The 24,051-nt window shown below is 59.3% G+C and carries 27 protein-coding genes; 13 read left to right on the forward strand and 14 right to left on the reverse strand.

What is annotated here, in order from left to right; all coding sequences use genetic code 11:
• Positions 1-23 precede the first annotated feature (23 nt).
• Positions 24-737, reverse strand: a complete 714-nt coding sequence (gene bdcA / locus RRF55_RS22645) for an SDR family oxidoreductase (protein WP_009486343.1) — start codon at positions 735-737, stop codon at positions 24-26.
• Between the two features lie 73 nt (positions 738-810).
• On the opposite strand from bdcA, the gene RRF55_RS22650 reads away from it, so the two are divergent.
• Positions 811-1,404, forward strand: coding sequence for a TetR/AcrR family transcriptional regulator (locus RRF55_RS22650; protein ID WP_015958263.1), 594 nt, complete (start codon positions 811-813; stop codon positions 1,402-1,404).
• Positions 1,405-1,408: 4 nt separating this feature from the next.
• On the opposite strand, the gene RRF55_RS22655 is transcribed toward RRF55_RS22650, so the two are convergent.
• Positions 1,409-2,164 (reverse strand): SDR family NAD(P)-dependent oxidoreductase, encoded by a 756-nt coding sequence (locus tag RRF55_RS22655; protein WP_009486345.1) that lies wholly within the window; start codon positions 2,162-2,164, stop codon positions 1,409-1,411.
• Positions 2,165-2,322: 158 nt separating this feature from the next.
• Between RRF55_RS22655 and RRF55_RS22660 the strand changes: the two genes are divergently transcribed.
• Positions 2,323-3,201 carry an AraC family transcriptional regulator gene (locus RRF55_RS22660; protein WP_004151595.1) on the forward strand — a complete coding sequence of 293 codons (879 nt, stop codon included), beginning with the start codon at positions 2,323-2,325 and terminating at the stop codon, positions 3,199-3,201.
• A gap of 50 nt (positions 3,202-3,251) precedes the next feature.
• Here RRF55_RS22660 and RRF55_RS22665 read toward each other — a convergent pair whose 3' ends face one another.
• A complete protein-coding gene (locus tag RRF55_RS22665) occupies positions 3,252-3,458 on the reverse strand; it encodes a DUF1471 domain-containing protein (protein ID WP_004179576.1) in 207 nt (68 codons plus the stop codon).
• Between the two features lie 25 nt (positions 3,459-3,483).
• Positions 3,484-4,413: an aromatic alcohol reductase gene (locus RRF55_RS22670; RefSeq protein WP_004212332.1), complete on the reverse strand. Its 930-nt coding sequence runs from the start codon at positions 4,411-4,413 to the stop codon at positions 3,484-3,486.
• Between the two features lie 139 nt (positions 4,414-4,552).
• Here RRF55_RS22670 and RRF55_RS22675 point away from each other — a divergent pair, with 139 nt between their 5' ends.
• Positions 4,553-5,458, forward strand: a complete 906-nt coding sequence (locus tag RRF55_RS22675; protein ID WP_048332765.1) for a LysR family transcriptional regulator — start codon at positions 4,553-4,555, stop codon at positions 5,456-5,458.
• A 19-nt stretch (positions 5,459-5,477) separates the two neighbouring features.
• On the opposite strand, the gene RRF55_RS22680 is transcribed toward RRF55_RS22675, so the two are convergent.
• Positions 5,478-6,401, reverse strand: a complete 924-nt coding sequence (locus RRF55_RS22680; RefSeq protein WP_015958264.1) for a LysR family transcriptional regulator — start codon at positions 6,399-6,401, stop codon at positions 5,478-5,480.
• An 87-nt stretch (positions 6,402-6,488) separates the two neighbouring features.
• Here RRF55_RS22680 and RRF55_RS22685 point away from each other — a divergent pair, with 87 nt between their 5' ends.
• Together RRF55_RS22685 and RRF55_RS22690 are read left to right on the forward strand one after the other, a co-directional pair.
• A complete protein-coding gene (locus RRF55_RS22685) occupies positions 6,489-7,358 on the forward strand; it encodes an MBL fold metallo-hydrolase (protein ID WP_020324664.1) in 870 nt (289 codons plus the stop codon).
• On the forward strand, positions 7,351-8,262 hold the full coding sequence (locus RRF55_RS22690; protein WP_015958266.1) for an NmrA/HSCARG family protein: 912 nt from the start codon (positions 7,351-7,353) through the stop codon (positions 8,260-8,262). The genes RRF55_RS22685 and RRF55_RS22690 overlap by 8 nt, the downstream gene beginning before the upstream one ends.
• 56 nt (positions 8,263-8,318) lie before the next feature.
• On the opposite strand, the gene RRF55_RS22695 is transcribed toward RRF55_RS22690, so the two are convergent.
• Positions 8,319-8,867: a TetR/AcrR family transcriptional regulator gene (locus tag RRF55_RS22695; protein ID WP_004179582.1), complete on the reverse strand. Its 549-nt coding sequence runs from the start codon at positions 8,865-8,867 to the stop codon at positions 8,319-8,321.
• Between the two features lie 88 nt (positions 8,868-8,955).
• Here RRF55_RS22695 and RRF55_RS22700 point away from each other — a divergent pair, with 88 nt between their 5' ends.
• Positions 8,956-9,990 carry an NADP-dependent oxidoreductase gene (locus tag RRF55_RS22700; protein WP_004176407.1) on the forward strand — a complete coding sequence of 345 codons (1,035 nt, stop codon included), beginning with the start codon at positions 8,956-8,958 and terminating at the stop codon, positions 9,988-9,990.
• 44 nt (positions 9,991-10,034) lie between these two features.
• Here RRF55_RS22700 and RRF55_RS22705 read toward each other — a convergent pair whose 3' ends face one another.
• Complete coding sequence (locus RRF55_RS22705; protein WP_064153540.1) at positions 10,035-11,210, reverse strand: aminotransferase class I/II-fold pyridoxal phosphate-dependent enzyme; 1,176 nt, start codon at positions 11,208-11,210, stop codon at positions 10,035-10,037.
• A 220-nt stretch (positions 11,211-11,430) separates the two neighbouring features.
• Between RRF55_RS22705 and RRF55_RS22710 the strand changes: the two genes are divergently transcribed.
• The 4 genes from RRF55_RS22710 (at position 11,431) to RRF55_RS22725 (ending at position 14,958) form a co-directional block, all read left to right on the forward strand.
• Positions 11,431-12,237 (forward strand): MetQ/NlpA family ABC transporter substrate-binding protein, encoded by an 807-nt coding sequence (locus RRF55_RS22710; protein ID WP_048299416.1) that lies wholly within the window; start codon positions 11,431-11,433, stop codon positions 12,235-12,237.
• A gap of 8 nt (positions 12,238-12,245) precedes the next feature.
• On the forward strand, positions 12,246-13,259 hold the full coding sequence (locus tag RRF55_RS22715; protein ID WP_048332769.1) for a methionine ABC transporter ATP-binding protein: 1,014 nt from the start codon (positions 12,246-12,248) through the stop codon (positions 13,257-13,259).
• Positions 13,252-13,920: a methionine ABC transporter permease gene (locus RRF55_RS22720; RefSeq protein WP_004892563.1), complete on the forward strand. Its 669-nt coding sequence runs from the start codon at positions 13,252-13,254 to the stop codon at positions 13,918-13,920. The genes RRF55_RS22715 and RRF55_RS22720 overlap by 8 nt, the downstream gene beginning before the upstream one ends.
• Positions 13,921-14,211: 291 nt before the next feature.
• Complete coding sequence (locus RRF55_RS22725) at positions 14,212-14,958, forward strand: hypothetical protein (RefSeq protein ID WP_002902411.1); 747 nt, start codon at positions 14,212-14,214, stop codon at positions 14,956-14,958.
• A 112-nt stretch (positions 14,959-15,070) separates the two neighbouring features.
• Here the strand turns inward: RRF55_RS22725 and RRF55_RS22730 are convergent, their stop codons facing one another.
• From RRF55_RS22730 to RRF55_RS22740, 3 genes are all read right to left on the reverse strand, one after another.
• The gene (locus RRF55_RS22730) at positions 15,071-15,265 is read right to left on the reverse strand and encodes a hypothetical protein (protein ID WP_004176404.1); all 195 of its coding nucleotides are present in this window, start codon (positions 15,263-15,265) and stop codon (positions 15,071-15,073) included.
• A gap of 236 nt (positions 15,266-15,501) precedes the next feature.
• A complete protein-coding gene (locus RRF55_RS22735; protein WP_020324627.1) occupies positions 15,502-16,620 on the reverse strand; it encodes an oxidoreductase in 1,119 nt (372 codons plus the stop codon).
• On the reverse strand, positions 16,583-17,326 hold the full coding sequence (locus RRF55_RS22740) for a DeoR/GlpR family DNA-binding transcription regulator (RefSeq protein WP_004213984.1): 744 nt from the start codon (positions 17,324-17,326) through the stop codon (positions 16,583-16,585). The genes RRF55_RS22735 and RRF55_RS22740 overlap by 38 nt, the downstream gene beginning before the upstream one ends.
• Before the next feature lie 278 nt (positions 17,327-17,604).
• On the opposite strand from RRF55_RS22740, the gene zntB reads away from it, so the two are divergent.
• The 3 genes from zntB to dbpA all read left to right on the forward strand — a co-directional run bounded on the left by zntB (position 17,605) and on the right by dbpA (position 20,487).
• Positions 17,605-18,588 (forward strand): zinc transporter ZntB, encoded by a 984-nt coding sequence (gene zntB, locus RRF55_RS22745; RefSeq protein ID WP_048299420.1) that lies wholly within the window; start codon positions 17,605-17,607, stop codon positions 18,586-18,588.
• A 316-nt stretch (positions 18,589-18,904) separates the two neighbouring features.
• A complete protein-coding gene (ynaL, locus tag RRF55_RS22750) occupies positions 18,905-19,099 on the forward strand; it encodes a proline-rich small protein YnaL (RefSeq protein ID WP_049245346.1) in 195 nt (64 codons plus the stop codon).
• A gap of 14 nt (positions 19,100-19,113) precedes the next feature.
• Entirely contained in the window at positions 19,114-20,487 is a 1,374-nt protein-coding gene (gene dbpA, locus RRF55_RS22755; protein ID WP_004151591.1) for an ATP-dependent RNA helicase DbpA, read from the forward strand.
• A 45-nt stretch (positions 20,488-20,532) separates the two neighbouring features.
• Here dbpA and ttcA read toward each other — a convergent pair whose 3' ends face one another.
• The 4 genes from ttcA to ompK37 all read right to left on the reverse strand — a co-directional run bounded on the left by ttcA (position 20,533) and on the right by ompK37 (position 23,698).
• Entirely contained in the window at positions 20,533-21,468 is a 936-nt protein-coding gene (ttcA, locus tag RRF55_RS22760; protein ID WP_050885497.1) for a tRNA 2-thiocytidine(32) synthetase TtcA, read from the reverse strand.
• Positions 21,469-21,701: 233 nt separating this feature from the next.
• Positions 21,702-22,136 carry a universal stress protein UspF gene (gene uspF / locus RRF55_RS22765; RefSeq protein ID WP_004140161.1) on the reverse strand — a complete coding sequence of 145 codons (435 nt, stop codon included), beginning with the start codon at positions 22,134-22,136 and terminating at the stop codon, positions 21,702-21,704.
• Positions 22,137-22,217: 81 nt separating this feature from the next.
• On the reverse strand, positions 22,218-22,430 hold the full coding sequence (locus RRF55_RS22770) for a KTSC domain-containing protein (protein WP_002902432.1): 213 nt from the start codon (positions 22,428-22,430) through the stop codon (positions 22,218-22,220).
• Positions 22,431-22,573: 143 nt separating this feature from the next.
• A complete protein-coding gene (ompK37, locus tag RRF55_RS22775) occupies positions 22,574-23,698 on the reverse strand; it encodes a porin OmpK37 (RefSeq protein ID WP_004176397.1) in 1,125 nt (374 codons plus the stop codon).
• Positions 23,699-24,051 lie beyond the last annotated feature (353 nt).

A 24,051-nucleotide genomic window follows, 5' to 3' on the forward strand; every position in this document is an offset into this window, starting at 1 on the left:
GCGCGCATCGCCGCCCTGAGGTATCAGGCGCCAAACGCTCCGTCGATGGTGTGCATGGCGCCAGTGACAAACGATGCCTCCGGACCGGCCAGCCACGCCACCATTCCCGCCACCTCTTCCGGACGGCCATGGCGCTTAATGGCCATAAAGTTGTGCATCAGCTCTTTCATCGGGCCGTTCTCCGGGTTGGCGTCGGTATCAATTGGGCCGGGCTGGACGACGTTGACCGTGATGCCGCGCGGGCCAAAATCCCGCGCCAGGCCGCGCGCCAGCCCCTGCAGGGCCGATTTACTGAGCGCATAGGCCGCCATTCCCGGCACTGGCATGCGATCGCCATTGACCGAGCCGATGACAATAATGCGCCCGCCTTCCGGCATGCGGCGCGCCGCTTCGACGGAGGCATGGTAGGGGGCGTGAATATTGATGCGGAACAGGCGATCGATGGCATCGCTGTCCTGCTCGAGAGCGTCACCGAAAAGCGCGATCCCGGCATTGACCACTAACACGTCCAGCGGGCCGCTGTCGCGGACCAGGCTTATCACCGCATCGCGATCGGCGCTGTCCGCCTGCACCGCCGTGCTGCCGGTCTCTGCCGCCAGCCGCTCGGCCGCTTCCGGCGAACCGGAATAGCTAAACACCACCGACGCGCCATCGGCGACAAAACGCCTGACGATCGCCGCGCCAATTCCCCGACTCCCGCCTAAAACCAGCACTGATTTGTTGTGAAACGCTGTCATATCCCACACCTCATGATATTGTAGTGATGATTACAATATGCTGCGGCTAAACAGGCTGTCAAGGATTAATATAGTGACCACTACAAAACCAGGGCGTACTCCGGGACGTCCCCGCCAGTTTGATGCGGAACAGGCCATTGAAACGGCGCAACGCCTCTTCCACGCGCGAGGCTACGACGCGGTGAGCGTGGCCGATCTGACCCAGGCTTTCGGCATCAACCCCCCGAGCTTTTATGCCGCTTTTGGCAGCAAGCTCGGGCTGTATACCCGCGTCCTGCAGCGCTACAGCCAGACCGGGGCCATTCCCATTGATGCCCTGCTGCGAGACGACCAGCCGGTGGCGGCGTCGCTCATCGCCGTACTGCAGGAGGCGGCTCGCCGCTATGTGGCCGATCCGGCCGCCGCCGGCTGCCTGGTGCTGGAGGGGGTACATTGTCAGGATGCTGATGCCCGGGTGGCGGCAGGCGAATGGCATGCTGCGGCAAGAGCCAAAATCCAGCAGTATATCGCCCGCCATCGCCCGCAGGACGCGCTGCGGGTGACTGACTATATGGATACGTTGATGCTTGGCCTGTCGGCGAAAGCGCGGGAAGGGGATAGTCTGCCGCGTCTTCTGGAGACCGTGCGGCTGGCAGGCCTGGCGCTGGAGCGCATCCTGCCAGCCTGAGTCGTCAGATGGTTTGTCCGCCCGACACCTCGATCCGCTGGGCGGTCACCCAGCGGTTATCGTCGCGTAGCAGGCTGGCGATCATCGGCCCAATATCCTCGGGAACGCCCACCCGTCCCAGCGCCGTCATGGCGGCAAACTGCGCGTTTACCTCTGCGTCGTCCCGCACCAGCCCACCGCCAAAATCGGTGGCGATAGCGCCGGGGGCGATGGTATTGACGGTTATGCCGCGCCCGCCCAGCTCGCGGGCCATGTACACGCTCAGCATCTCCACAGCCGCTTTGGCGGCGGCGTAGGCGGAGAAGCCAGGATAGGAGACGCGGGTCAGCCCGGAGGAAAAGTTAACGATCCGCCCGCCGTCTGCCAGCAGCGGCAGCAGGGTTTGTACGAGAAAAAATACCCCCTTAACGTGGACGTTAAACAGCCCGTCGAACTGCGCTTCGCGCGTTTCGGCCAGCGGGGCGAATTCGCCGTGCCCTGCGTTATTGATCAGGTGGTCGAAAGTGGCCCGCCCCCAGACGCTGGCCAGCGCGCTGCCGAGGCTGTCGGCGAAGGCCGGGAAGCTGGCGGTTTGCGCCATATCCAGCGGCAGGGCGATGGCCTTGCGGCCCAGGGCGCGGATGTCGGCGACCACCGCTTCCGCCTGTTCGAGATTGCCGCGGTAGGTGACGATGACATCCCCACCCTGGCGGGCGATATCCAGTGCGGTCTGACGGCCAAGGCCGCGGTTGGCGCCGGTAATAAGTGCAATTTTAGTCATGTTCGGTCCTCTCTGGTATGTGGAGTCCTTACAATAGGAGAGGCTCACCGGGCCGGGTTGCCCAATCCTTGTTATTTTTTGCCCATTTCTCTCCGTTCACTCCCTTTTGCCGGGAAATAGCGCATACTCAGGCTTTAAAACTTGCCTGAAAGGATCTTATGCGCGACGCTCTGTTCGATCTCTGCCGCCGGTTTGCCGATGCTCATGTCGATAGCAGCGGGGTGGCAGTTACCCCGGTTCCCGGTATTACTCTGGTGCGGGCCCTGCATCCTGGTGACCTGCAGGCGGCTATCGCCAGGCCGCTGGTGGCCATGCTGCTCCAGGGGCGTAAGAGCGTGACCACCGGCCTGGCAAGCTTTGACTATGGTCCGGGCGAGGCGATGGTGATTGCCGCGGATGTTCCCACTACCAGCCAGATCACCGAGGCCAGTCAGCGTTTTCCCTATTACGCGCTGGTGCTGGAGCTGGACCTGGCTATCCTGCGCGAGCTGCAGGAGGCCGGGCCGTCAGGGCCGGATGAGGCGCCCCGCGTTGGTATCGAACCGATGAACGCCGATGTGACGGATGCCGCTTACCGGCTGGCAAGGCTGTTTGATCAACCGGGGGCGCTGGCGGTGCTGGGGGAAGGTCTGCGGCGGGAGCTACATTACTGGCTGTTGCAGAGTGTCCATGGGCCGGCCATCCGGGCGCTGGGCGCCGTAGACAGCCATTCGGCGCGGATCCGTCGGGCGGTGGCGATGCTGCGCCGGGATTTTATGCAGCCAGTCAGCGTCGACGCGCTGGCCGACGCCGCCGGGATGAGCGTCTCTGTCTTTCACCGTCATTTCCGCGCCATGACCACGCTGTCGCCGCTGCAGTTTCAGAAGCAGTTGCGCCTGATCCACGCCCGCCGCCTGATGCTGGCGGAAGGGATGAGTATTGCGCAGGCTGCCGGGGAGGTGGGCTATATCAGCGTGTCGCAGTTCACCCGGGAATACGCTCGCCTGTATGGCGCGCCGCCGGGCCGCGATCGTCGACGGGAAAAAATGAGCGCCTGACCTGGCGCGCGGGCTGCCGGCAGCTCATCCCTGAGCCTGACGCCGGTGCTTTAGTCCGCGATTTTCGCCGTGATATGCACTTTGTTGCCCATTCGCGCTTCAGTGATGCGATAGGTAGTCGCGCCCTCGCGGGCGGCCTGCTGGCGGATTTTGCTCTCCGCATGGTCCAGGGTATCGCCGGTGGCGGTGATGGTTCTGGCATTTGCCGCCAGGGGCAGCAGACAACTCAATACGATCAGTGGAATTAACTTGTTCATCGTCATTCTGTCCTGTGAGAGAAAATCAGCGCGCGGTCTGCAGCCAGCCGGCAATGTCCTGGGTCGGCAGCTGGTGGCGGGCATTCCAGGTGTCGCCCATCGGCCACCACACGCCATCCCCCCGGGCGAAGGCGGCGCGATAGCGCAGCATGGCGTCATCCGGGTTTGTCCGCAGCTGCTCCAGCAGGGCGGGCAGGGTGTGGACGGCTTTGCTGAACGTCTGCTGCGTTACGCGCTCGACGGTATCCGCCAACTGCCGGTAAGAGGTCGTTTCGCCGGCAACAAACACCACCTCGTTGACGATCCGCGGCTGATGCAGATAAATCGCCGTGGTCAGGCGGCCAATATCCGCCGGTGAGGTGACGGTCACCTGGGTATCCCAGCTGCCAAGGGCGTGAAGGGTTCGGTTGGATAAATTCACTACATCGAAGTCTGGTTCGAAGAGAAAGCTGGTAAACATCCCGGTGGAGACAATGACCCACTCCGTGGCCCGCTGCGCGCGCAGCAGGGTCCGGACATCGTACTGCTCGTCCCAGACCGGCTGACCGCTGCCTTTGCCTACCACATCGTAATTGACGCCAAACTGCCAGGGAAAATAGCGGGGTACCCCGGCCGCCAGCACCGCGCGGGTAATTTTCAGCTGTGTCCCCGGACCGGCGACAAACCCCATGCAGTTAATCACGGTGGTGAATCCGCGAAACTGATCGGCCAGCGTCTCCATGGCGCTACCGGCGATGTCGACGGCGAGGAAGGTGGCTCCGGCGTCGGCCAGCGCCTGATGGTTTGACGACCGCAGCTGGCCGGCTTCATCCCAGGCCGCCGGCGAGACGATGACCGAGACCGTGCCCTGGCGCTCGATTACCGCAGGCACCAGCGCATCAAGAACGGCGGCGCCCAGTTGTCCCGCTCCCAGCACCAATACCTTTTCCGCATGATTAAAATTATCAGTTTTCATTTTAACTCCTTGCTCAGTTAAGCCTTGTGTTGACGGGCTACAGGCTCAGTGTAGGGGGACGGTCGTCATTCGATAAGTACAGCGTTTCGGGTTAGACTGTTCGTAATAATGGGATAATGAGCGCCGGGGGGGTAACGAAATGGACAAACTGGATGCCATGCAGGTCTATGTTGCGGTCGTGGATGCCCACAGCTTCGCCCGCGCGGCGGAGGTGCTCGGGCAGCCGCGCTCCACGGTATCGCGGGTGGTGAAGGAGCTGGAAGCCTGGCTCGGGGCGCAGCTTCTCCAGCGCACCACCCGCAAGCTCAGCGTGACGGCGGAGGGTCGCCGGTATTATGAGGAGTGTAAAAGGCTGCTGGCCGAGATGGCGGCGATGGAAGCCTCCTTTCCCGGGCGCTCGGCTCAGCCCGCCGGGCGGTTCAAGGTAGGGATGCCGCAATCCCTTGCCCGCCACTGCATTCTGCCGAGGATCGGCGAGTTTTTGCAGCAGTATCCCGACCTGGAGCTGATCCTCTGCTCAAGCGACAACGTGGAAGATATTATTCAGGAGGGATTCGACTGCGTGATCCGTACCGGGCGGATCGAAGATTCCACCACCCTGGTGGCGCGTCCTCTGGCCCGCTACCGCTGGATGGTCCTCGCCTCGCCGGCCTGGCTCGCGGCCCACGGCCGGCCGCAGAGCATCGACGAACTGCACCAGCATTGGGCGGTGGGCTACCTGAATCACCGTACCGGGCGGACCATCGACTGGCTTTTCTCCCTCGATGAAGGCGACTGCGCGATCCGCATGCGGGAGACGCTGGTGGTCGACGATACCGATGCCTACATTCAGGCTGGCATTCAGGGGCTGGGCCTGATCCGCGTCGCCAGCTATCTGGCGCAACCTTATCTGCAGAGCGGGGCGCTGGTCGCCTGTCTGGAGCAGGCCGCTTCTGATCTTCCCTTGTCGCTGGTCTATCCGCAAAACCGCTATCTGCCGCCGGCGGTGCGCGCGTTTTATGACTGGAGCAGGCGTGTGCTGCAACCCCCGCACAGCGAGGCCTGATGCCGGGGCATCGGCCCGGTTATTGGCCGCGCATGGCCTGTTTTAACTTCGTCACCAGCCAGTTCAGCGCCGGATCCTGCGCCCGCCGTTTGTGCCGCAAAATGCACAGCGTAAATTCCGGATACGCTACCGGCGGAGCGTCCGCGCGCAGCGCATACTGCGCCTGCCAGCGCTGCGCCAGCCCCTGCGGGACGGTGGCGAACAGCGGCAGGGTGGTCAGCAGCAGGGGAAAGGTGGAGAAATTCTGCGTGGCAAAGCGCACGCGCCGCGCGAGTCCCTGGCTGGCGAGCTGGCGGTCAATTTCACCGTGGCCGGTTTCGCGATAGGCCACCATCACGTGTTCCCAGGCGACAAAGTCGCTCACCGACAGCGGCCCGCGGCAGGGGATCTGCTGCGGCGACCACAGGGTGGTGACTCCCATGGTCATCACTGGCTCGCTGACCACCTCCCCGCGGCTCTGTTTGTTGACAGACACCGCGACATCAATGCGCTCCTCCTCCAGCAACTGGCGAACCTGGAAGGGGTCGGCGGCTATCGACTGCAGTGACACTCCGGGCGCCTCCTGCATCAGCCCGGGTAACAGCGGGGGCATCAGCCAGTGTTCGCTCCAGTCGCTGAGGCCGATGCGAAAAAGCTGCTGCGCGCGCGCCGGGACGAACTCTCCGGCGCCAAACATCGCCGAATGAAGGTTTTCCATCAGCGGCTGCAGGTCGGTCATCAGCGCTTGCGCCCGCGGCGTCGGCAGCATGCCTCTGGCGCTGCGGACGAACAGCGGGTCGTCAAACATCTCGCGCAGCCGTTTCAGCGCCCCGCTGATAGCCGGCTGGCCAAGATGCAGTACCTCTGCGGTGCGGGTGACGCTACCTTCGCGGTACAGCACCATCAAGACTGTCAACAGATTCAGATCGATACGACTAAAATCATTTTCAATGATTTTGTTCATTATGATAATCAATTTGAATGTGGGTTATCCCGGCAGCATAGTGAATATCACCCCGATAAATCAACCAGCGCAATGCGCGCGGAGGGAGTGATGCAAACTTACCAGACAGGCGATAGCCTGATTTTCAAAGTGCCGGAGCGCGAGATTTCCCTGCAGCCGGCAGCGCTCTATCCAGAGGCGTTCCCGGTAGCGGAGGCGGAGGCCGTTATTCAGCCGATTGCGCTGTCAATCCACAGCTGGGTGGTGCAGACCCCCCACGATCTGATTGTTATCGATACCGCCACCGGCAATGGTCGGGAGCGCGGCGGCAATCCGCTCTATCATCAACTTAACACGCCGTATCTGGAGAATCTCCGCGCCGCGGGGGTGAACCCGGAGGACGTGACCCTGGTGCTACTGACTCACCTGCATACCGACCATGTCGGATGGAATACCGTCTGGCAGGACGATCGCTGGGTGCCGCTGTTTCCCAACGCCCGCTATCTGTGCTCGGCAAAAGAGCTGTCGCGGGTGAAAAACAGCGAACGCTACCGGGCGCTGTGGCTTGACAGCCTGCTGCCGGTGATTGAGGCCGGCCAGCTGGAGACCGTCGATGTGGCGACCCGGCCGCGGGTCGGCGGACGGATCGACTTTATTCCCACCCCCGGCCACAGTCCGGACCATGCCGCGCTGGTCCTCGCCGCCGGAGATGACTACGCCTGTTTCTCCGGCGATCTTCTGCATTCCCCGATCCAGTTTGCCCATCCGCAGTGGAATTCAGCGTTCTGCGGCGATCCCCGGCAGGCGGAAGTCTCGCGACGGGAGATGATGGCGTGGGGGGCAAGCCATCATGCTCAATGGTTCACCGGGCATTTTGCCGGGCCTTCCTGCGGCTGGCTGGAGAAGGATAAGCAAGGTGACTATCGCTGGCGAGAGGCCGGGAAACAGGCTGCAGATAAGGGGAACAGTGATGAATAATGCGCAAACCGTGTTGGTTTTTGGCGCCACCGGTCAGCAGGGCGGCTCGGTGGCGCGGGCGCTGCTGCACCGCGGCTGGCGGGTTCGGGCGCTGGTCAGGGATCCTTTCTCCGCCGGGGCCGCTGCGCTGGCGGCGCGGGGAGCCGAGCTGGTCGTGGGTACCTTTGAAGACCGGGCGGCAATGCGGTCGGCGATGGCAGGGGTCGACGGCGTCTTCAGCGTCCAGCCCAGTTCGCCGGGAGGGACGGTGACCGATGAGCAGGAGGTACGCTACGGGATAACCATCGCCGATCTCGCCGTCGAGTGCGGGGTGAAGCATCTGGTGTACAGCTCCGGCAGCGCGACGGGGGAGACGCCGACCGGCGTAGCGCATTATGACACCAAAGCGGAAATTGAACGGCATATTCGCCGCCTGCCGCTGGCGGCGACCATCGTGCGGCCCGCCACCTTTATGGAGCTGCTGGTGATGCCTGGTTTTGGCCTTGATGAAGGTCGTTTTCAATTTTTTATGTTGCCGGAGGGGAGAATGCAGGTGCTGGCGGTGGAGGATATCGGCCATCTTGTCGCGGCGGTTTTTGCCGCGCCGGCGCGGTTTGCCGGCAAGACGTTCGAGATCGCCAGCGACAGCGTGACCGGTCGTCAGCTGGAGGTGTTATTCTCCGCGGCGGCGGGACGGCCGATCCCCTATTCGCGATTTTCCGACGAGGTGCTGGCCGCCAGTCCTTTTCTGCACAAGCTGACCGGGCTGGTGGACGACGGGCGGCTGGCCGGGCACGCCGACCTCGACGCCCTGCGCCAGCTGCACCCGCAGCTGCACACCTTCGCCGGCTGGCTGGCAGGCCCCGGCCGTCCCGCCTTCAAGCGGGCGCTGACCAGCGGGGCTCGCTGGGCGTTTGATCGTTAAAGGCTGGTGTTCTGGTTACCCGCCAGGCGCGCTGTCTCGTCGGTGACCGGCCGCCGCTAGCCGGCAGTCAGGATCGCGTCGGCCAGCACCGCTAAAATCCGCTCTGCGCGCGGGGCATGGGACGGTTGCTCCCGCAGCCAGGCAAGCGCGGCGATCAGATCGAACAGCTCCTCTCCGCTGAGATCTGGCCGTGCCAGCCCGGCCTGCTGCGCGCGGGTAAGCAGCGACGTACCGGCGGCGCGCAGGGCAACGCAGGCGCTGTGCAGGGCGGACTCAGGATCGTCGATGGCGCTCATCAGCGGGGCGATGATCCCGCGATGCTGATGGGTAAACGCCACGCTCTCGGCCAGCCACTCCAGCAGCGCCGCGGCAGGATCGGCGGCGAGCAGAAGCGACTCAGCCCGGGCGGTTAGCGCCGCAAAGCGGCTGCGGAGCAGGGCTTCCAGCAGGCTGTCGCGGTTGGGAAAGTGGCGATAGAGGGTTCCCATTCCGACGCCCGCCCGGCGGGCGATATCGCGCAGCGAGGCCTCAGCGCCTTGCTCCACAAAGACGTCCCGGGCCACCTCGATCAACAGGTCATAATTTTTTCTGGCATCAGCTCTCATTGGCGTTCCTTGACAATCGGAGCACTGCTCCATATATTCGGAACAGTGCTCCGTTAAATATAACGCATTTCCATATGAGGAGAAAGCGATGTCGACGCAGATGATGAAGGCTGTTCAACAGCACGCCTTTGGCGGGCCGGAAGTCCTGAGCTATGAGGATGCGCCCATGCCGGTCCTGCAGGCCGGTGAAGTACTGGTACAGGTGCACGCGGTGGGCGTGAACCCGCCGGACAGCTATCTGCGCGATGGCTATCAACAGCTGCCCCCGGAGTGGCGGCCCGAGGTCCGCTTTCCCTTGATCCTCGGGACCGATCTCTCCGGGGTGGTGGTGGCGCGGGCGGATGACGTCCGGGAGGTGGCGGTCGGCGACGAAGTGTATGCTATGGCGCGTTTTCCCGAAGGGGCGGCAGGGGGCAGTCGCGCTTACGCCGAGTACGTTAGCGTGCCGGTCAGCGACCTCGCTCGCAAACCCCTAACCCTGAGCCATCAGCAGGCTGCCGCGGTGCCGATGTCGCTCCTGACCGCCTGGCAGTTCATGATCGATCCCGGGCATGAGGTGGCGAATCCGCTGCAGCCGGGGCCGCATCGGCCGGTGCCGCTGGCGGGTAAACGCGTCCTGGTCAACGGCGCGGCAGGGGGAGTCGGTCATTTCGCCGTGCAGTTGGCGAAGTGGCAGGGCGCCGAGGTGATTGCCGTCGCCGCGGGCCGCCATGAAGCCTTTTTACGTCAGCTCGGCGCGGATAGCGTTATCGACTATACAACCACCGCAGTGGAAGAGACGGTGCGTGACCTGGACCTGGTCATTGATGCGCCGGGCGGGCCGGCCAGCGGCCGTTTTTTGCGTACCCTGCGACCCGGCGGCGCGCTGTACCCGATCTTTCCGCTCGGCTTTGCCGGGGCGGAAGAGGCGCGACAGCGCGGAGTGACGGTCTCCACCACCCAGGTACGCTCCAGCGGCGCGCAGCTCGCCCGGCTTGCCGACCTGCTGGACGCCGGGGTCATCCGGGTTGCAATTGACAGCGTTTTCCCCCTTGCGCAGGCGCAGATGGCGCATGAGCGAGCAGCGCAGGGGCATCTTGAGGGCAAAATCGTGCTGTCGGTGATGGACTCGTCAGCCGGGTAATCCCCGACGGCCAGGGTTGCGTTTTTGCTTCTCCCGGCGGCGGACTAAAACAGCGCCAGCCGGGCAAGACGGTCCAGCGCGTTGCTCAGCGCCTCGTCCCCTGCGGTCAGGCTGATGCGAATAAATCCTTCTCCCCCTGCGCCAAAACCCGTGCCCGGCGCCACCAGAATATGCGCTTCCTGCAGCAGCAGGCGGGCAAACTCCTGCGAACGGTAGCCGGGCGGCACGCCGAGCCAGAGGAAGAAAGTGCCTTGTGCGTCACGCGCCGGCCAGCGCAGCGCGGCTAGTCGACGCAGAACCCACTCCCGACGTTGATGATAGACCGCCGTCAGCTGCGCAATCCGTTCGGCCGGCAGGTTGAGCGCGGCGATCGCCGCATCCTGAATCGCGCCAAACACCGTGCTGTAGCTATGGGTGTGCAGCTTTTTAAACGCCCGGATAATCGAGGCGTTGCCGACCGCGAAGCCGAAGCGCCAGCCGGCCATATGAAAGGTCTTGGAAAAAGTATAGGTTTCCACTCCCCATGCTTTCGCGTCGGGCTGGGAGAAGAGGCTCAGCGGCGCATCGCTGGCCGCGCTGCCGATGGCCGCATAGGCAAAATCATGGAGGATCGGCACCTGGTGACGACGAGCAAACTGCAGCGCGCTGGCGAACAGCGCCGGCGTGGCGAGGGCGCCGGTTGGATTATGCGGATAGTTAAGCACCACCAGCCCGGCCTTGTCAGCGACTTCCCGGGGAAGATCGTTAAAATCCGGCAGGAAATGGTTCTCCGCCCTGAGCGGCAGGCCATAAAACGCCGCCTGGGACTGCAGCGCCGCCGAGCGGTAAATCGGATAGCAGGGATCGGTGGAGATGAGGTATTGCCCGGGGCTGAGCAGCGCCCGCGGGATGCCGCCTATACCGATATGCGACCCCTGAAACACGGCGATTTCGCTGTGCGGATCGAGTTCCACATCATACTGCCGGCGATAGAACCGGGCGATCGCCTCGCGGACCTGTGGTTTGCCCCAGAACGACGGGTAGCCATGGTTTTCACGACGATGAATAGCGCTCTGCAGCGAGTCGATTACTTCCGGCGGGGTGGGTTGATCCGGACTGCCGCTGGAAAGATCGATCAGCGGCAGCGCTTCGGTGTTGACCTCCGCGGCCAGTTTTTCCAGCAGGCTGAACAAATTCTCTTCCAGGGCGTCCACCAGCGGCGAAGCAGTAAAATCAGGCATAACATTCCCGGTTTAAATCATGAATAATTAACCATCTTTAAGGGATTTATAGCGGCTGGCTAAATAACAATATACGCAAAAGATTCTTGTTTTTAAGATATGTCGGTATAGCAAAAGTTAATGAGGAATTAGCAAAAGGAAATTCGGCGTTTTGGCTTACAACCCACAATCGGCTGTGATTTAATCGTTCAATATCGCCAACCCTCCAGGAAAATACCTTATGAACAAGTCAGTTGCGCGCGGGATCGCTCTCGCCCTGTTGTCGGCCACCTCTTTTTATGCCGCCGCCGACGCTCATCTTATCCGCGTCGGCTTTAACCCCGGGCCGTATAAAGAACAATTTGAGAAAGGCGTCGCGCCCTATTTATTGAGTAAAGGGTATAAAATCGAATATAAGGATTTCAGCGACGGTATTCAGGTGAATGACGCGGTAGCCCGCGGCGATATCGAAGCGAATATTATGCAGCATCCGGTATATCTGAAAGCAATTAATGAGCGGCTGGGGATCGATAACGTGGGCATTGTGCAGGTCCCCACGCCGCCGATGGGGCTGTATGGTGGGAAACTGACCACCCTGGGGACCCCGGCGGCGGGCACCGTCGTGTCGGTACCAAACCAGCCGTCAAATGAATATCGCGCGGTACTGGTGCTGGAGAGCCTTGGCTGGGTGAAAATTAAACCAGACAGCGATCCGGCCACTTTTTCGCAGCGTAACATCGTAGATAATCCTTACAAAATTGTCCTAAAAGAGATGGATAATGCCCAGCAGGTTCGCGCTCTGCCGGACGTCGACTATGGCCTGATTCAGGGTAATTTTGCCGTCTCCAGCGGTATGTCCCTGACCTCGGCATTAAAGCTGGAAGCAGCCACCAGCCATTTTATTAATGTCGTGACCGTCACCGGTAAAAATCAGAAGGCGCAGTTTGCCAAAGATATTATCGATGGCTACCACTCGGCCGAGTTCAAAAAATATATTCTCAGCCATCCGCAGTATGATGGTTACCTGCTGCCTGACTATTTAAAATGAATAACGCGATGATAGAATTTCGCCACGTCAGTAAAAGCTTTTCCAGGAAAGGACATCCGATTCTGGCCTTGCAGGATATTAATCTCAGCATTGAGCGAGGCGATATTTTTGGCATTATTGGCTACAGCGGGGCAGGAAAAAGCACCTTATTACGGCTGATTAATCGTCTGGAAACGCCTGGCGAGGGCGAGGTACTGTTAAACGGCGAGCCGCTACAGGACTGCAGCGGCCAGCGCCTGCAGGCCATCAAAAAAGATATCGGCATGATCTTTCAGAATTTTAATCTGCTGAATTCGAAAACCGTTTTTCATAACATCGCCATCCCGCTTATTTTACAGGGGCGCGACAAGGCCTTTATCCAGGCGCGGGTGGCGGAACTGCTGGCGTTCGTCGATCTGAGCGACAAAATCCACAGCTACCCTAATGAGCTGTCGGGCGGACAAAAGCAGCGTGTCGGTATTGCCCGGGCGCTGGCCACCAACCCGTCGGTCCTTCTGTGCGATGAAGCCACCTCGGCGCTCGACCCCCACACTACGGTGCAGATCTTAATGCTTTTGCAGGAGATTAATCGTCGGTATGGCATCACCATCGTACTGATCACCCATGAGATGTCGGTGATCCAGAAAATCTGTCACAAGGTGGCGGTGATGCAGGCGGGCCGTATCGTTGAACAGGGGGCGGTTTTTGATCTCTTTGCTCAGCCGCAGCATCCGGTCACTGCCAGTTTCGTGCAGTCGGTGGTGCACGACCGCCTGCCGCAGCGGGTGGCGTCGTTCCTGCAGCGCGATAACGGCGCCCGGGCTTTACGCCTCGAATTTGTCGGCGCGACGGCGCAGCAGCCGATTATTAACCACCTGATCCGCGAGTATGCTGTCGAGGTGAATATCCTGTTTGCCAGCATGTCTGAAGTTCAGGGTCGGATTCTGGGATTTATGATTGTGCAGCTTCTCGGCGAGCCTGACGAAACCGACCGCGCCATCACCCATCTGGTCGATGCAGGAGTGAAAATCACCCATGTTTGATCTTATTGATACCGCCATCACCGGGGATCAGTTTCTGCTGGCGCTGCATGACACGCTGATTATGGTCGCCGTCTCGCTGGGCTTTGGCGCGCTGATCGGCGTCCCACTGGGGATTGTGCTGGTGGTTTGCCGTCCCGGCGGCATCGTGGCCAACCCGGTGGTGCATCAGGCGCTGAATCCGCTGATTAACGTGCTGCGCTCGCTGCCGTTTATCATTTTGCTGATTGTGATCCTGCCCTTTACCAGACTGCTGGTGGGCACCACTATCGGCACCGCGGGAGCCATCGTGCCGCTGATCGTCTTTGTCGCCCCCTACATTGCCCGATTAGTGGAGAGCTCGTTGCTGGAGGTGGATGAGGGGATCCTCGAGGCCGCGGACGCCATGGGCGCAACCCCCCTGCAGACGGTCTGGCATTTTATGCTGCCGGAGGCGGCAGCGTCGCTGATTCTGGCCCTCACCACGGCGACCATCGGCCTGCTTGGTGCGACCGCCATGGCAGGAACGGTGGGCGGCGGCGGAATTGGCGACCTGGCGATCACCTACGGCTATCAGCGTTTCGACGCCTTTGCCACCCTCACCACCGCCCTGGTGCTGATTGTTATTGTCCAGCTTATTCAGACGCTGGGGACCCGCCTGGCTCGCCGGCTGCGCCGTGAATAACTGCCAATTCGCACCGGGATCCGCGCAATAAAGGTAAGACGATCTCCAACGCCCTCCAGAATGGCAGGGCGATATTAATGCGGCGTAAAGAAATTCTGAGAATATATATAATGGATTATATAATCACGATGTATGCTAATTGCTTATATCAATCTGAAAATAACTAAAGGAGAGGGGGGGGGCACGCTTTTTGATTGATCTTGCCAACGGCTTTGCTACTATCCGGGCGGCATTCGATTTTATTTAATAATGTCTGATAATGGAATAGCAAAATACATAATGGAGTATGAAATGAAGCATGTTCACAAGCTGGCCTGGATAGGCCTGTTCGTCAATATTATTATCTGTTTTGTCGCGCGAAATTTATTACTTGATGAAGGACAGCTGAACTTCCATAGTCGGGCGGACGGCGTATGGTCCTGGCTGGTGCTGGCCCTGTTTATTGCCGTGGTGGTTCAGGCGATCAGCATAATGCTGTCAGGCCGCTACCCTTATCTGGCCATCGTCCTGGCGTTTGTTGGCGGCATCGTGATGGTGCCCGCCAGCGTGATCTTTCTGGTGGGTAGTCTGTTCAGCTTGCAAACGCGGATTAACGCCGGATTTACGCCCTGGCGATCAACCACGGCAGTGGGCGAGGCTGATAACCAGCAGCTATTAACCTTTAATGCCTCAGGCTTTTATCCCCAAGGGGCGCTGGCGCTCATCGCCGGGATCATTATTTTAATGATTGGCATGGGGATAGGCGGAGTATTTATTGCCGCCGGTATTGTTGCGCTGTGCAATGGCTATCGTCTGCAAAATCGGGTGGTGATTGGCGTGAGCGGCGAGTCGATGATATTTACGCCGGGGCTTTATGCCGATACCTACGTTATTCCCTTGCGGGATGTTGCCGTAGTTGAACGCAGCAATAATGATGCGAAAGTCCGGCTGCTGATCCGTTCCAGCGGCAGAAGCTTCACGTTGCGTAAAAAACTGCTCGCCGGCGATAAGGTTAATGACGCCTTCGCCGCCATTCTGGCAAAACTGACTACCGTTTAATGCTGGCAGAATAGAGAAGCCGCCAGGCGGCGCGAGGCGTCCTGGCGGTGAAGGGTGGGGTTAGCCTGCGCGGCTACCGCACCAGCTTGTCTCTTACGAACAGCACTGCCTGTTAATCCACGTTAGTAAAATAATCGCGCGCGGCGGTCTCGACGCGTTTCGCATCCAGCCCGGTCTTCTCAGTGATCTGTTCGATAAACGATTTAAATTTTTCGCTCATCACGTTACCCCCTTCCCAGTGGGCGACGTAAAATTTGCACTGATAGCGATAAAAATGGAGAGTGGTATCTCCTAACGTGTAATACATGCGCTTCTCCTGTCCTGTAGTACGGTTGCCGCGTCCACAGCGTCAGCAACCTTTTTCTCATTACGATCGATCTGCATTCTATCCTCCTCCCAATTGGCTGAAATTTCCAGCGGTGCTTTGCGCCATGTAGCAGGATAAAGCAATGTTAATCTGCGGATAGATAGTGATTTTTTCTAATGTGGAGCAAAAGTAGCGGTTACCTGCGGGCCGCGCAGGTAACCGGAGAATAGGGCGGATTAGCGCAGCGTGTTGCGCTCGTCGTCGGACAGGTCCAGGGTCTGCACCATACCACTTTCAGCAGAGCGCACCGCCGCTTCCAGAACGGCCATCACCGCCAGCGCTTCCACCGGCGGCACCGGATTGGCGATCTGGCCCTTCAGCGCATCGCGGATCAGCATATAGTACTGGCGCTGATCGCCCTGCGGGGTAGCCTGCGCGTGGGCCTGCAGCGAGGCATCATAGATAACCAGCGGGTCGTCATCCTGGCCCCAGCCGGCGCTGCCCGGTACCACGCCCGCCAGCAGCTGGCTCTCCTGTTGGTCGGCCCGCGCTTTGATAACGCTACCTTTATCGCCGTGCACGGTGAAGCGCGACGAGCCGCCCGCGACCAGCATGCTGCAGTGCAGGATCACTTTATGCGCCGGGTAGTTTAATACCACATGCGCCCAGTCGTTGATCTCCGCCCCGTCGCGCAGGGTGGCTATGTTACCTTGCACCGACTGCGGCAAACCAAATAGCTGCAGCGCCTGGTCGATCAGGTGCGGCCCCAGGTCGAACCACAAGCCGCTGCCCGGGACGTTCTGCTCGCGCCAGCGGACGCGGACTTCCGGGCGGAAGCGGTCGAAATGCGACTCGAAATGTTTCACCGCGCCGAGGGTGCCTTGCTCAATCACCTGACGGATCCCGAGATAGTCGCTGTCCCAGCGGCGGTTATGGAAGACGGAGAGCAGACGCTGTTTCTCCTCCGCCAGGGCGATCAGCTCCCGGGCCTCCTGCATATCGAGGGTAAAGGGCTTATCCACCACCACATGTTTGCCGGCGTTCAGCGCCAGACGTGCCAGCGGGGCGTGCGTGGCGTTAGGAGAGGCGATGACCACCAGGTCAACGTCCGGATGCTGGACCGCAGCTTCCGGGGAGGCGATCACCGTGACGTCCGGCAGGTCGCGTTTGACCTTCTCTTCATCGCGGGAAGCGACGAACGCCAGGTTCAGCCCCGGCACCGAACGGATAAGCGGCGCGTGGAAGGTCTTACCGACGAATCCGTAGCCAATCAGGGCGATATTTATCGTGTTGTTACTCATCAGGTTCTCCACGTTGTTAAGCGTCAGCAATATGTACAGAGAGGGCGGGGTCATCCCCCAGCTCAGCCCAGGGACGATCAAGAAAAAGATGGTGAATGTCGCTGAGTCCGGCCACCCGCCACGGTTCGCAGCGGTTGAGTTTGGTATGGTCCGCCACCAGCCAGTGCTCGGCGCTGGCGGCCAGCATGGCGCGTTTAACGTCGGCATCAGCTTCCTGGCTGGCGCTCAGCCCCAGCCCGGCATGGAGCGCGCAGGCGCCGAGAATGGCGATATCGGCCCGGTAGCGGGTGACCAGCGCCAGGGTGGCGCTGCCGGCGAACAGCCGTTGTTTACTATCCCACTGGCCGCCAAGCAGGATCAGCTGGATATCGGCACGGTCGCTGAACAGCTGAGCGATATCCAGAGATGCCGTGATCACGGTCAACGGCCCTTTCAGCTGGGCTGCCACCGCCAACAGCGTGCTTCCGGCGTCGAGAAACAGCGTCGAGCCAGAGGGAATGCGCGCGGCGACCTGCTGACCCAGGCGCTGCTTGGTCTGGGTGAGAAGAGCGTTTCTGCCCTGGCGCGTCATGGCCGGGACGTTAAGGGCGATGGCCCCGCCGTGGCTTTTCTGCAGCACGCCCTGTTGTTCCAGGTCGCTCAGATCGCGGCGAATGGTATCGGCCGACACCTGCAGCTCTGCAACCAGTTCGCTAATGCTCAGCTGACCGGTTTCGCTAAGCCTGTCGAGAATATGTTTTTGCCTGGCGAGCTTATGCATGGCCATTGACTCCGCAAATTAACGCAATAAACAGCATAATACAGCAAGAAGTTGCAAAATAAACGGCAAAACGTCGCTCTGTATGTGTTGAATCGTGAAGAACTTGATTTCACTAAGTTTTAACGTTAAATGAGGGGAGCGCCGCGACCGGGGCGAAAGCGCTTTTCAATGAAGCGACTAGGCCTGTATTTCCGGGTCATTAAAAGCAAGAATGCGCGCTTTCGCGTACCTTATAGAGAAGGCGCGTAATTTAGCAGATATGGATTAACGGAGGTTGAGTGGACGCGATTAAAGGCTCGGAGTTGCAGATACCGGACGCGATCTTCGCGTGGGTGCTCGACGGGCAGGGGGGCGTTAAGCCGCTCGCCGATGACGATATTATCGACAAAGACAAGCCTTGCTGGCTGCATCTCAACTATACCCATAGCGACAGCGCCGACTGGCTGGCGGCCACCCCGTTGCTGCCCAATAACGTACGCGATGCCCTGGCGGGGGAGAGCACCCGGCCGCGGGTGACGCGGATCGGTGACGGGGCGCTGATCACCCTGCGCTGTATCAACGGCAGTACCGATGAGCGGCCCGACCAGCTGGTGGCGATGCGCCTGTATATGGATGAGCGGCTGATCGTCTCCACTCGTCAGCGCAAAGTGCTGGCGCTGGACGATGTGCTGGGCGACCTGAAGGAAGGTAATGGCCCGACGGACGGCGGCAGCTGGCTGGTGGAGGTCTGCGATGCGTTGACCGATCATGCCAGCGAGTTTATCGAACAACTGCACGATCGCATTATCGACCTGGAAGACGACCTGCTCGATCAGCAGGTGCCGCCGCGCGGATTTCTCGCGCTGCTGCGTAAGCAGCTGATTGTGATGCGCCGCTATATGGCGCCGCAGCGCGACGTTTATGCCCGGCTGGCCAGCGAGCGGCTGCCGTGGATGAGTGACGATCAGCGGCGGCGAATGCAGGATATCGCCGAGCGGCTGGGGCGCGGTCTGGATGAGATCGACAGCTGTATCGCGCGGACGGCGATCATGAGCGACGAGATCGCCCAGATTATGCAGGAGTCGCTGGCGCGGCGGACCTATACCATGTCATTGATGGCGATGGTGTTTCTACCCAGCACCTTTTTAACCGGCCTGTTCGGCGTCAACCTCGGCGGGATCCCTGGCAACAGCTGGCATCTGGGGTTTAGCCTTTTCTGCTTGATGTTAGTCATTGTCATCGGTGGTGTTGCGTGGTGGTTACATCGCAGTAAATGGCTGTAAAGAATCGCCTTTTAGCGGCTGTAGTGCCGGGAAAACCCGGCAATGTTTGAGCGAAATCAATAAACCATCTACCCATTCAGGGCAATATCTCTCTCGCAGGTGAATGCAACGTCAAGCGATGGGCGTTGCGCTCCATATTGTCTTACTTCCTTTTTTGAATTACTGCATAGCACAATTGATTCGTACGACGCCGGCTTTGTTGAGTCGGCTTTTTTTTTGCGCTCTCCGGACCAGCTTCTACCCTTACTAAGACACCCGACGGTTTCTGGCCGTTGACGCCTGCGGGTACGCCCGTATCACTCTCCGGGAGGCCTCTATGTATTACGCTTCAGAGCTGACAGCCCAGTCTATCCCTATCTCGCCCGAGCCGAACGATCCGGCTCCTTTACCCGATCCACGACCGCGTCCGCAGCCCCAGCCCGATCCGCCGCCTGACGAAGAGCCGATTAAATTGTCGCATCAGGCGCGGAGATCTGCGAGGATACGCGCCTGCAGATTGTCTGCCTTTTAATACGAGAATACATTGTGACCGCTTTTTCTACCCTGACTGTTTTACCTGCCGCCCAATTAGCCAACCTTAACGAGCTGGGTTATCTGTCGATGACCCCGGTTCAGGCCGCCGCCCTGCCGGCGATCCTCGCGGGGAAAGATGTGCGCGTGCAGGCAAAAACCGGCAGCGGAAAAACGGCCGCATTTGGGCTGGGTCTGCTGCAGCATATCGATCCGGCGCGCTTCGAGACCCAGTCGCTGGTGTTATGCCCGACCCGCGAGCTGGCCGATCAGGTCGCCGGCGAGCTGCGCCGCCTGGCGCGCTGCCTGCCGAACATCAAGATTCTGATGCTCTGCGGCGGGCAGCCCTTTGGTGCCCAGCGAGATTCCCTGCAGCATGCCCCGCATATTATCGTCGCCACCCCGGGCCGTCTGCTCGATCATCTGCAGAAGGGAACGGTCTCCCTTGACGCGCTGCAGACCCTGGTGATGGACGAAGCGGACCGCATGCTCGATATGGGCTTTAGCGATGCCATTGATGAGGTGATCCGCTTCGCACCGGCTGACCGGCAGACGCTGCTGTTTTCTGCTACCTGGCCGGCGGCAATCGCGGCGATCAGCGGCCGGGTGCAGCGCAATCCGCAGACAATTGAGATCGACACTGTCGATGCGCTCCCGGCGATTGAGCAGCAGTTCTTTGAAGTTTCCCGCCACGGTAAGATTGCCCTGCTGCAGCGCCTGCTCAGCCAGCATCAGCCCGCATCCTGCGTGGTGTTCTGCAATACCAAACGCGATTGCCAGGCGGTCTGCGATGCGCTCAACGCCGCCGGGCAGAGCGCCTTGTCGCTGCATGGTGACCTTGAGCAGCGCGATCGCGATCAGACGCTGGTGCGCTTCGCTAACGGCAGCGTCCGGGTTCTGGTGGCGACCGACGTCGCTGCCCGCGGTCTGGACATCAAATCCCTGGCGCTGGTGGTGAATTTCGAGCTGGCCTGGGATCCGGAGGTGCATGTTCACCGCATCGGCCGTACCGCCCGCGCCGGTGAACAAGGGCTGGCCATCAGCTTCTGTGCGCCGGAAGAGGCGCAGCGCGCCACTATTCTGGCCGACATGCTGCAGCTTTCCCTGAACTGGCTGCCGGCGCCGACGGGCAACACCATCGCGCCGCTGACGGCGGAGATGGCGACGCTGTGTATCGACGGCGGGAAAAAGGCGAAAATGCGCCCGGGAGATGTGCTGGGAGCCCTGACCGGGGATATGGGCTTTGATGGTGCCGATATCGGCAAAATTACCGTCCACCCGGCCCACGTCTATGTGGCGATCCGCCAGAATATGGCGCAGAAGGCGTATAAGCAGTTACAAAATGGCAAGATCAAAGGTAAATCCTGCCGCGTACGACTGCTGAAGTAAGGGCAGGAGAGTGCGTCTCAGGCGGCTGCCTGAGACGCGTGAGGGTTATTTTACTTCCACCACGTTCAGACGCAGCTCATCGAGACGGGCGTCTTCTTCTTCCGGCTGCCAGCCGGCGGGCTGCAGGGGAATATCTTCCCGGTCAAACGCCAGATCGCCACCATCCACCACCTCTGAGCCGTGGGTGATGCCTTTAAAATCAAACAGATTGACGTCGCTCAGGTGCGAAGGCACCACGTTCTGCAGCGCGCTGAACATGGTTTCAATGCGCCCAGGATAACGCTTGTCCCAGTCGCGGAGCATATCGGCGATCACCTGGCGCTGCAGGTTTGGCTGCGAACCGCACAGGTTGCACGGAATAATCGGGAAGCCTTTGGCCTGGGAGAAGCGCTCGATGTCCTTTTCGCGGCAGTAGGCCAGCGGGCGGATGACGATGTGTTTGCCGTCGTCGCTCATCAGCTTCGGCGGCATCCCTTTCATTTTGCCGCCGTAGAACATATTCAAAAACAGCGTCTGCAGGATATCGTCGCGATGATGGCCGAGGGCGATCTTGGTCGCCCCGAGCTCGGTGGCGGTACGATAGAGGATGCCGCGACGCAGGCGAGAGCACAGCGAGCAGGTGGTTTTTCCTTCCGGGATCTTCTCTTTGACGATGCCGTAGGTGTTCTCTTCGACAATCTTGTATTCAACCCCCAGCTGCTCCAGATACGCCGGCAGAATATGCTCCGGGAACCCTGGCTGCTTCTGATCGAGGTTCACCGCCACCAGCGAGAAGGAGATGGGCGCGCTTTTCTGCAGATTGCGCAGGATCTCCAGCATGGTATAGCTGTCCTTGCCGCCTGAAAGACAAACCATAATGCGGTCGCCCTCTTCAATCATATTGAAGTCGGCAATCGCCTCACCGACGTTGCGGCGCAGACGTTTCTGCAGCTTATCGATGTTGTACTTTTCTTTTTTACTGATTTCTTGGTTTTGCAGCATGTAATAGTGGCTCAATTCATAGTGTGGCATCAGAAGAGCACGCATTCTGCCAGCCGCTGAACAACGTGGCGCTGGCGCGTAGCAATTATTGAGGTTTGACAGGCAACCGTGGCGTGTATGGTACGGATTCAGGGGCGGAATGTCAGCATCTTTCCGGCACTTTCGGCAGCGAGCAGCCAGGCGGGGGCGGCTGATGCGGAAATAAAAAGCCCGCCGGGCGGCGGGCTGCGGCGTTAGCGGACCACCAGTACCGAGCACTCGGCGTGACGAACCACCGCGGCGGCGTTGGAGCCCAGCAGATAAGTTGTGATATCCGGTCGGTGCGAAGCGATGATCACCAGGTCGGCTGGCAGCGACTTAGCCAGCGCAAGGATTTTATCTTTTGGCGATCCTTCCGCGACGTGAAAATGCATCCGGTCTTCCGGGATGGAGAACTGCTTCGCGATCTCTTTCAATTGCGTTTCAGAACCCTCACGCAGCTCATCCATGCCGGGAAGCTCAGCGGTATAGGCCATTCCCAGTGAGGCATAATAGGGCAGAGAAGGGATCACGGTGAGGAAATGCACCTCGGCGTCGTCAATCCGCGCTTCCGATTCAACGTGACTGATAATGCGTTCAGTAAATTCTTTATCAGAGATATCGATAGGGACAAGAATCATTCTGCTCATAAAACCTCCTGTTTAAGTATCCCTTCATATTGTACGGTATTAGGGCACGTTTTGTATCATGACCGCAGTCACACTTTGACATTAACGTAGCTTGCGTTCGGGAAATTTTCCTTTGATCACCCCGTCATAATACCGGCCTTTTGACACCACCTGTAAAAAATCATGAAAAATACGCGGTGGGACCCCGGTATATTGTAATGGCGGCTGGTGATAGAAATAGATTTCCAGTGTGGCGGAGGCGTCATCGTAGGCGACGGAGATAATTCGGGAAGATTTAACCGGATGGTGGTGCATGATGGACGTCCTCGGGCAAGCACTGACTGGCCATGACTATATCATTAAACGGACGGCTATTTTAGTCCGCGAGATATAGCGTTTTGTTTTATCTGCAGCGAGGCGGGTGGGGGAAAGCCCGCCGGAACCGGCGGGCAGGCGCATCAGAACTGGTAAACCAGGCCCAGGGCGACGATGTTATCGGTAGAGATACCGTTGTCTTCGTAGAATTTGTCGTTACCATCCAGCAGGTTGATTTTGTAATCAACATAGGTGGACATATTACGGTTGAAGTAATAGGTCGCGCCAACGTCCATATATTTGACCAGATCTTTATCGGCATAGCGGCCGTTATTGTACAGATCTTTGCCTTTGGACTGCAGGTAGGAGATGGCCGGACGCAGGCCGAAGTCGAACTGATACTGCGCGGTGACTTCGAAGTTTTGCGTTTTATTGGCCACGCCGTCATTGCCGTACGGGGTCATATTGCGGGTTTCAGAGTACATGGTCGCCAGGTAGATATCGTTGGCGTCGTACTTCAGGCCGGCGGTCCAGGCTTCCGCTTTATCGCCGCGCGCGTTGGTCTGGGTCATCTGATCGTTAGTACGGTCAGACGAGGTGTAAGCTGCCGCCGCGCTGATGCCCATGCCGAAGTCGTAGGAAGTGGAGAGGCCGAAACCATCGCCATTGTCGAAGCGAACATCGCTGTCGCTGCTGCGGTTATTGGTGCCGACGTTGATATCCTGCGCGTTCTGGCCTTCGTTTTTGCCCTGATACTGCAGGGCGAAGTTCAGACCCTCCACCAGACCGAAGAAATCGCTGTTACGGTAGGTTGCGACGCCGTTGGCGCGGCCTGCCATAAAGTTATCCGCATAGGTGTAGGAGTCGCCGCCGAACTCCGGCAGCATATCGGTCCAGCCTTCAACGTCGTACAGCACGCCGTAGTTACGACCGTAGTCGAAGGAGCCATAATCGCCCACTTTGATACCGGCGAATGCCAGACGGGTCCACGCCTGATCGCTGGAGGTCTCGGTGTTGTTGGCCTGAACGTTATATTCCCACTGGCCATAGCCGGTAAGCATATCGTTGATCTGGGTTTCGCCTTTAAAGCCAAAACGTAAATAAGTTTGATCGCCGTCTTTTTTCGAGTCGCTGGAGAAATAATGCAGACCATCTACCTTGCCATAGAGATCTAATTTATTCCCGTCTTTATTATAAATTTCCGCCGCATGCGCGGCACCGGCGGCTAATAAAGCCGGAATAACGAGGGCCAGTACTTTTCTTTTCATGAAGAAATTCCTTTAACTGTTTTTATGTTTTAACTTCCGGGTGGGAAGTGAACTCATGCTAAAGGAGCGGTCTGAGATCCGGTAAGACTCAATTGTTACGATATAAGTAAAATCTAAAATAAATAATACCAATGAAATGGTGATAATTATGCTGAATGCATTTATAGATAATATACAAAATAAAAATTATACATGCCCGGGCTAATCACGTATTATTTGCGCGTTATATGCCTTTATTGTCATGCCAATAATTTATTGTTGCCGTCTCATTCTGCGGAATGATGTTGTTTATCGGTAAAACGACAAGCCCGAACGTTGTGTTCGGGCTTTTTTTATGGACAAAGGTGACGGGG

Source organism: Klebsiella sp. K47 (assembly GCF_051858335.1).
GTDB lineage: Bacteria > Pseudomonadota > Gammaproteobacteria > Enterobacterales > Enterobacteriaceae > Klebsiella > Klebsiella pneumoniae.

Coding starts and splice junctions, on each gene's coding strand:
- bdcA (WP_009486343.1), bottom strand. CDS start 737: ATGACAGCGTTTCACAACAAATCAGTGCTGGTTTTAGGCGGGAGTCGG.
- RRF55_RS22655 (WP_009486345.1), bottom strand. CDS start 2,164: ATGACTAAAATTGCACTTATTACCGGCGCCAACCGCGGCCTTGGCCGT.
- RRF55_RS22660 (WP_004151595.1), top strand. CDS start 2,323: ATGCGCGACGCTCTGTTCGATCTCTGCCGCCGGTTTGCCGATGCTCAT.
- RRF55_RS22665 (WP_004179576.1), bottom strand. CDS start 3,458: ATGAACAAGTTAATTCCACTGATCGTATTGAGTTGTCTGCTGCCCCTG.
- RRF55_RS22670 (WP_004212332.1), bottom strand. CDS start 4,413: ATGAAAACTGATAATTTTAATCATGCGGAAAAGGTATTGGTGCTGGGA.
- RRF55_RS22675 (WP_048332765.1), top strand. CDS start 4,553: ATGGACAAACTGGATGCCATGCAGGTCTATGTTGCGGTCGTGGATGCC.
- RRF55_RS22680 (WP_015958264.1), bottom strand. CDS start 6,401: ATGAACAAAATCATTGAAAATGATTTTAGTCGTATCGATCTGAATCTG.
- RRF55_RS22690 (WP_015958266.1), top strand. CDS start 7,351: ATGAATAATGCGCAAACCGTGTTGGTTTTTGGCGCCACCGGTCAGCAG.
- RRF55_RS22695 (WP_004179582.1), bottom strand. CDS start 8,867: ATGAGAGCTGATGCCAGAAAAAATTATGACCTGTTGATCGAGGTGGCC.
- RRF55_RS22700 (WP_004176407.1), top strand. CDS start 8,956: ATGTCGACGCAGATGATGAAGGCTGTTCAACAGCACGCCTTTGGCGGG.
- RRF55_RS22705 (WP_064153540.1), bottom strand. CDS start 11,210: ATGCCTGATTTTACTGCTTCGCCGCTGGTGGACGCCCTGGAAGAGAAT.
- RRF55_RS22710 (WP_048299416.1), top strand. CDS start 11,431: ATGAACAAGTCAGTTGCGCGCGGGATCGCTCTCGCCCTGTTGTCGGCC.
- RRF55_RS22715 (WP_048332769.1), top strand. CDS start 12,246: ATGATAGAATTTCGCCACGTCAGTAAAAGCTTTTCCAGGAAAGGACAT.
- RRF55_RS22720 (WP_004892563.1), top strand. CDS start 13,252: ATGTTTGATCTTATTGATACCGCCATCACCGGGGATCAGTTTCTGCTG.
- RRF55_RS22725 (WP_002902411.1), top strand. CDS start 14,212: ATGAAGCATGTTCACAAGCTGGCCTGGATAGGCCTGTTCGTCAATATT.
- RRF55_RS22730 (WP_004176404.1), bottom strand. CDS start 15,265: ATGTATTACACGTTAGGAGATACCACTCTCCATTTTTATCGCTATCAG.
- RRF55_RS22735 (WP_020324627.1), bottom strand. CDS start 16,620: ATGACCCCGCCCTCTCTGTACATATTGCTGACGCTTAACAACGTGGAG.
- RRF55_RS22740 (WP_004213984.1), bottom strand. CDS start 17,326: ATGCATAAGCTCGCCAGGCAAAAACATATTCTCGACAGGCTTAGCGAA.
- ynaL (WP_049245346.1), top strand. CDS start 18,905: ATGTATTACGCTTCAGAGCTGACAGCCCAGTCTATCCCTATCTCGCCC.
- ttcA (WP_050885497.1), bottom strand. CDS start 21,468: ATGCTGCAAAACCAAGAAATCAGTAAAAAAGAAAAGTACAACATCGAT.
- uspF (WP_004140161.1), bottom strand. CDS start 22,136: ATGAGCAGAATGATTCTTGTCCCTATCGATATCTCTGATAAAGAATTT.
- RRF55_RS22770 (WP_002902432.1), bottom strand. CDS start 22,430: ATGCACCACCATCCGGTTAAATCTTCCCGAATTATCTCCGTCGCCTAC.
- ompK37 (WP_004176397.1), bottom strand. CDS start 23,698: ATGAAAAGAAAAGTACTGGCCCTCGTTATTCCGGCTTTATTAGCCGCC.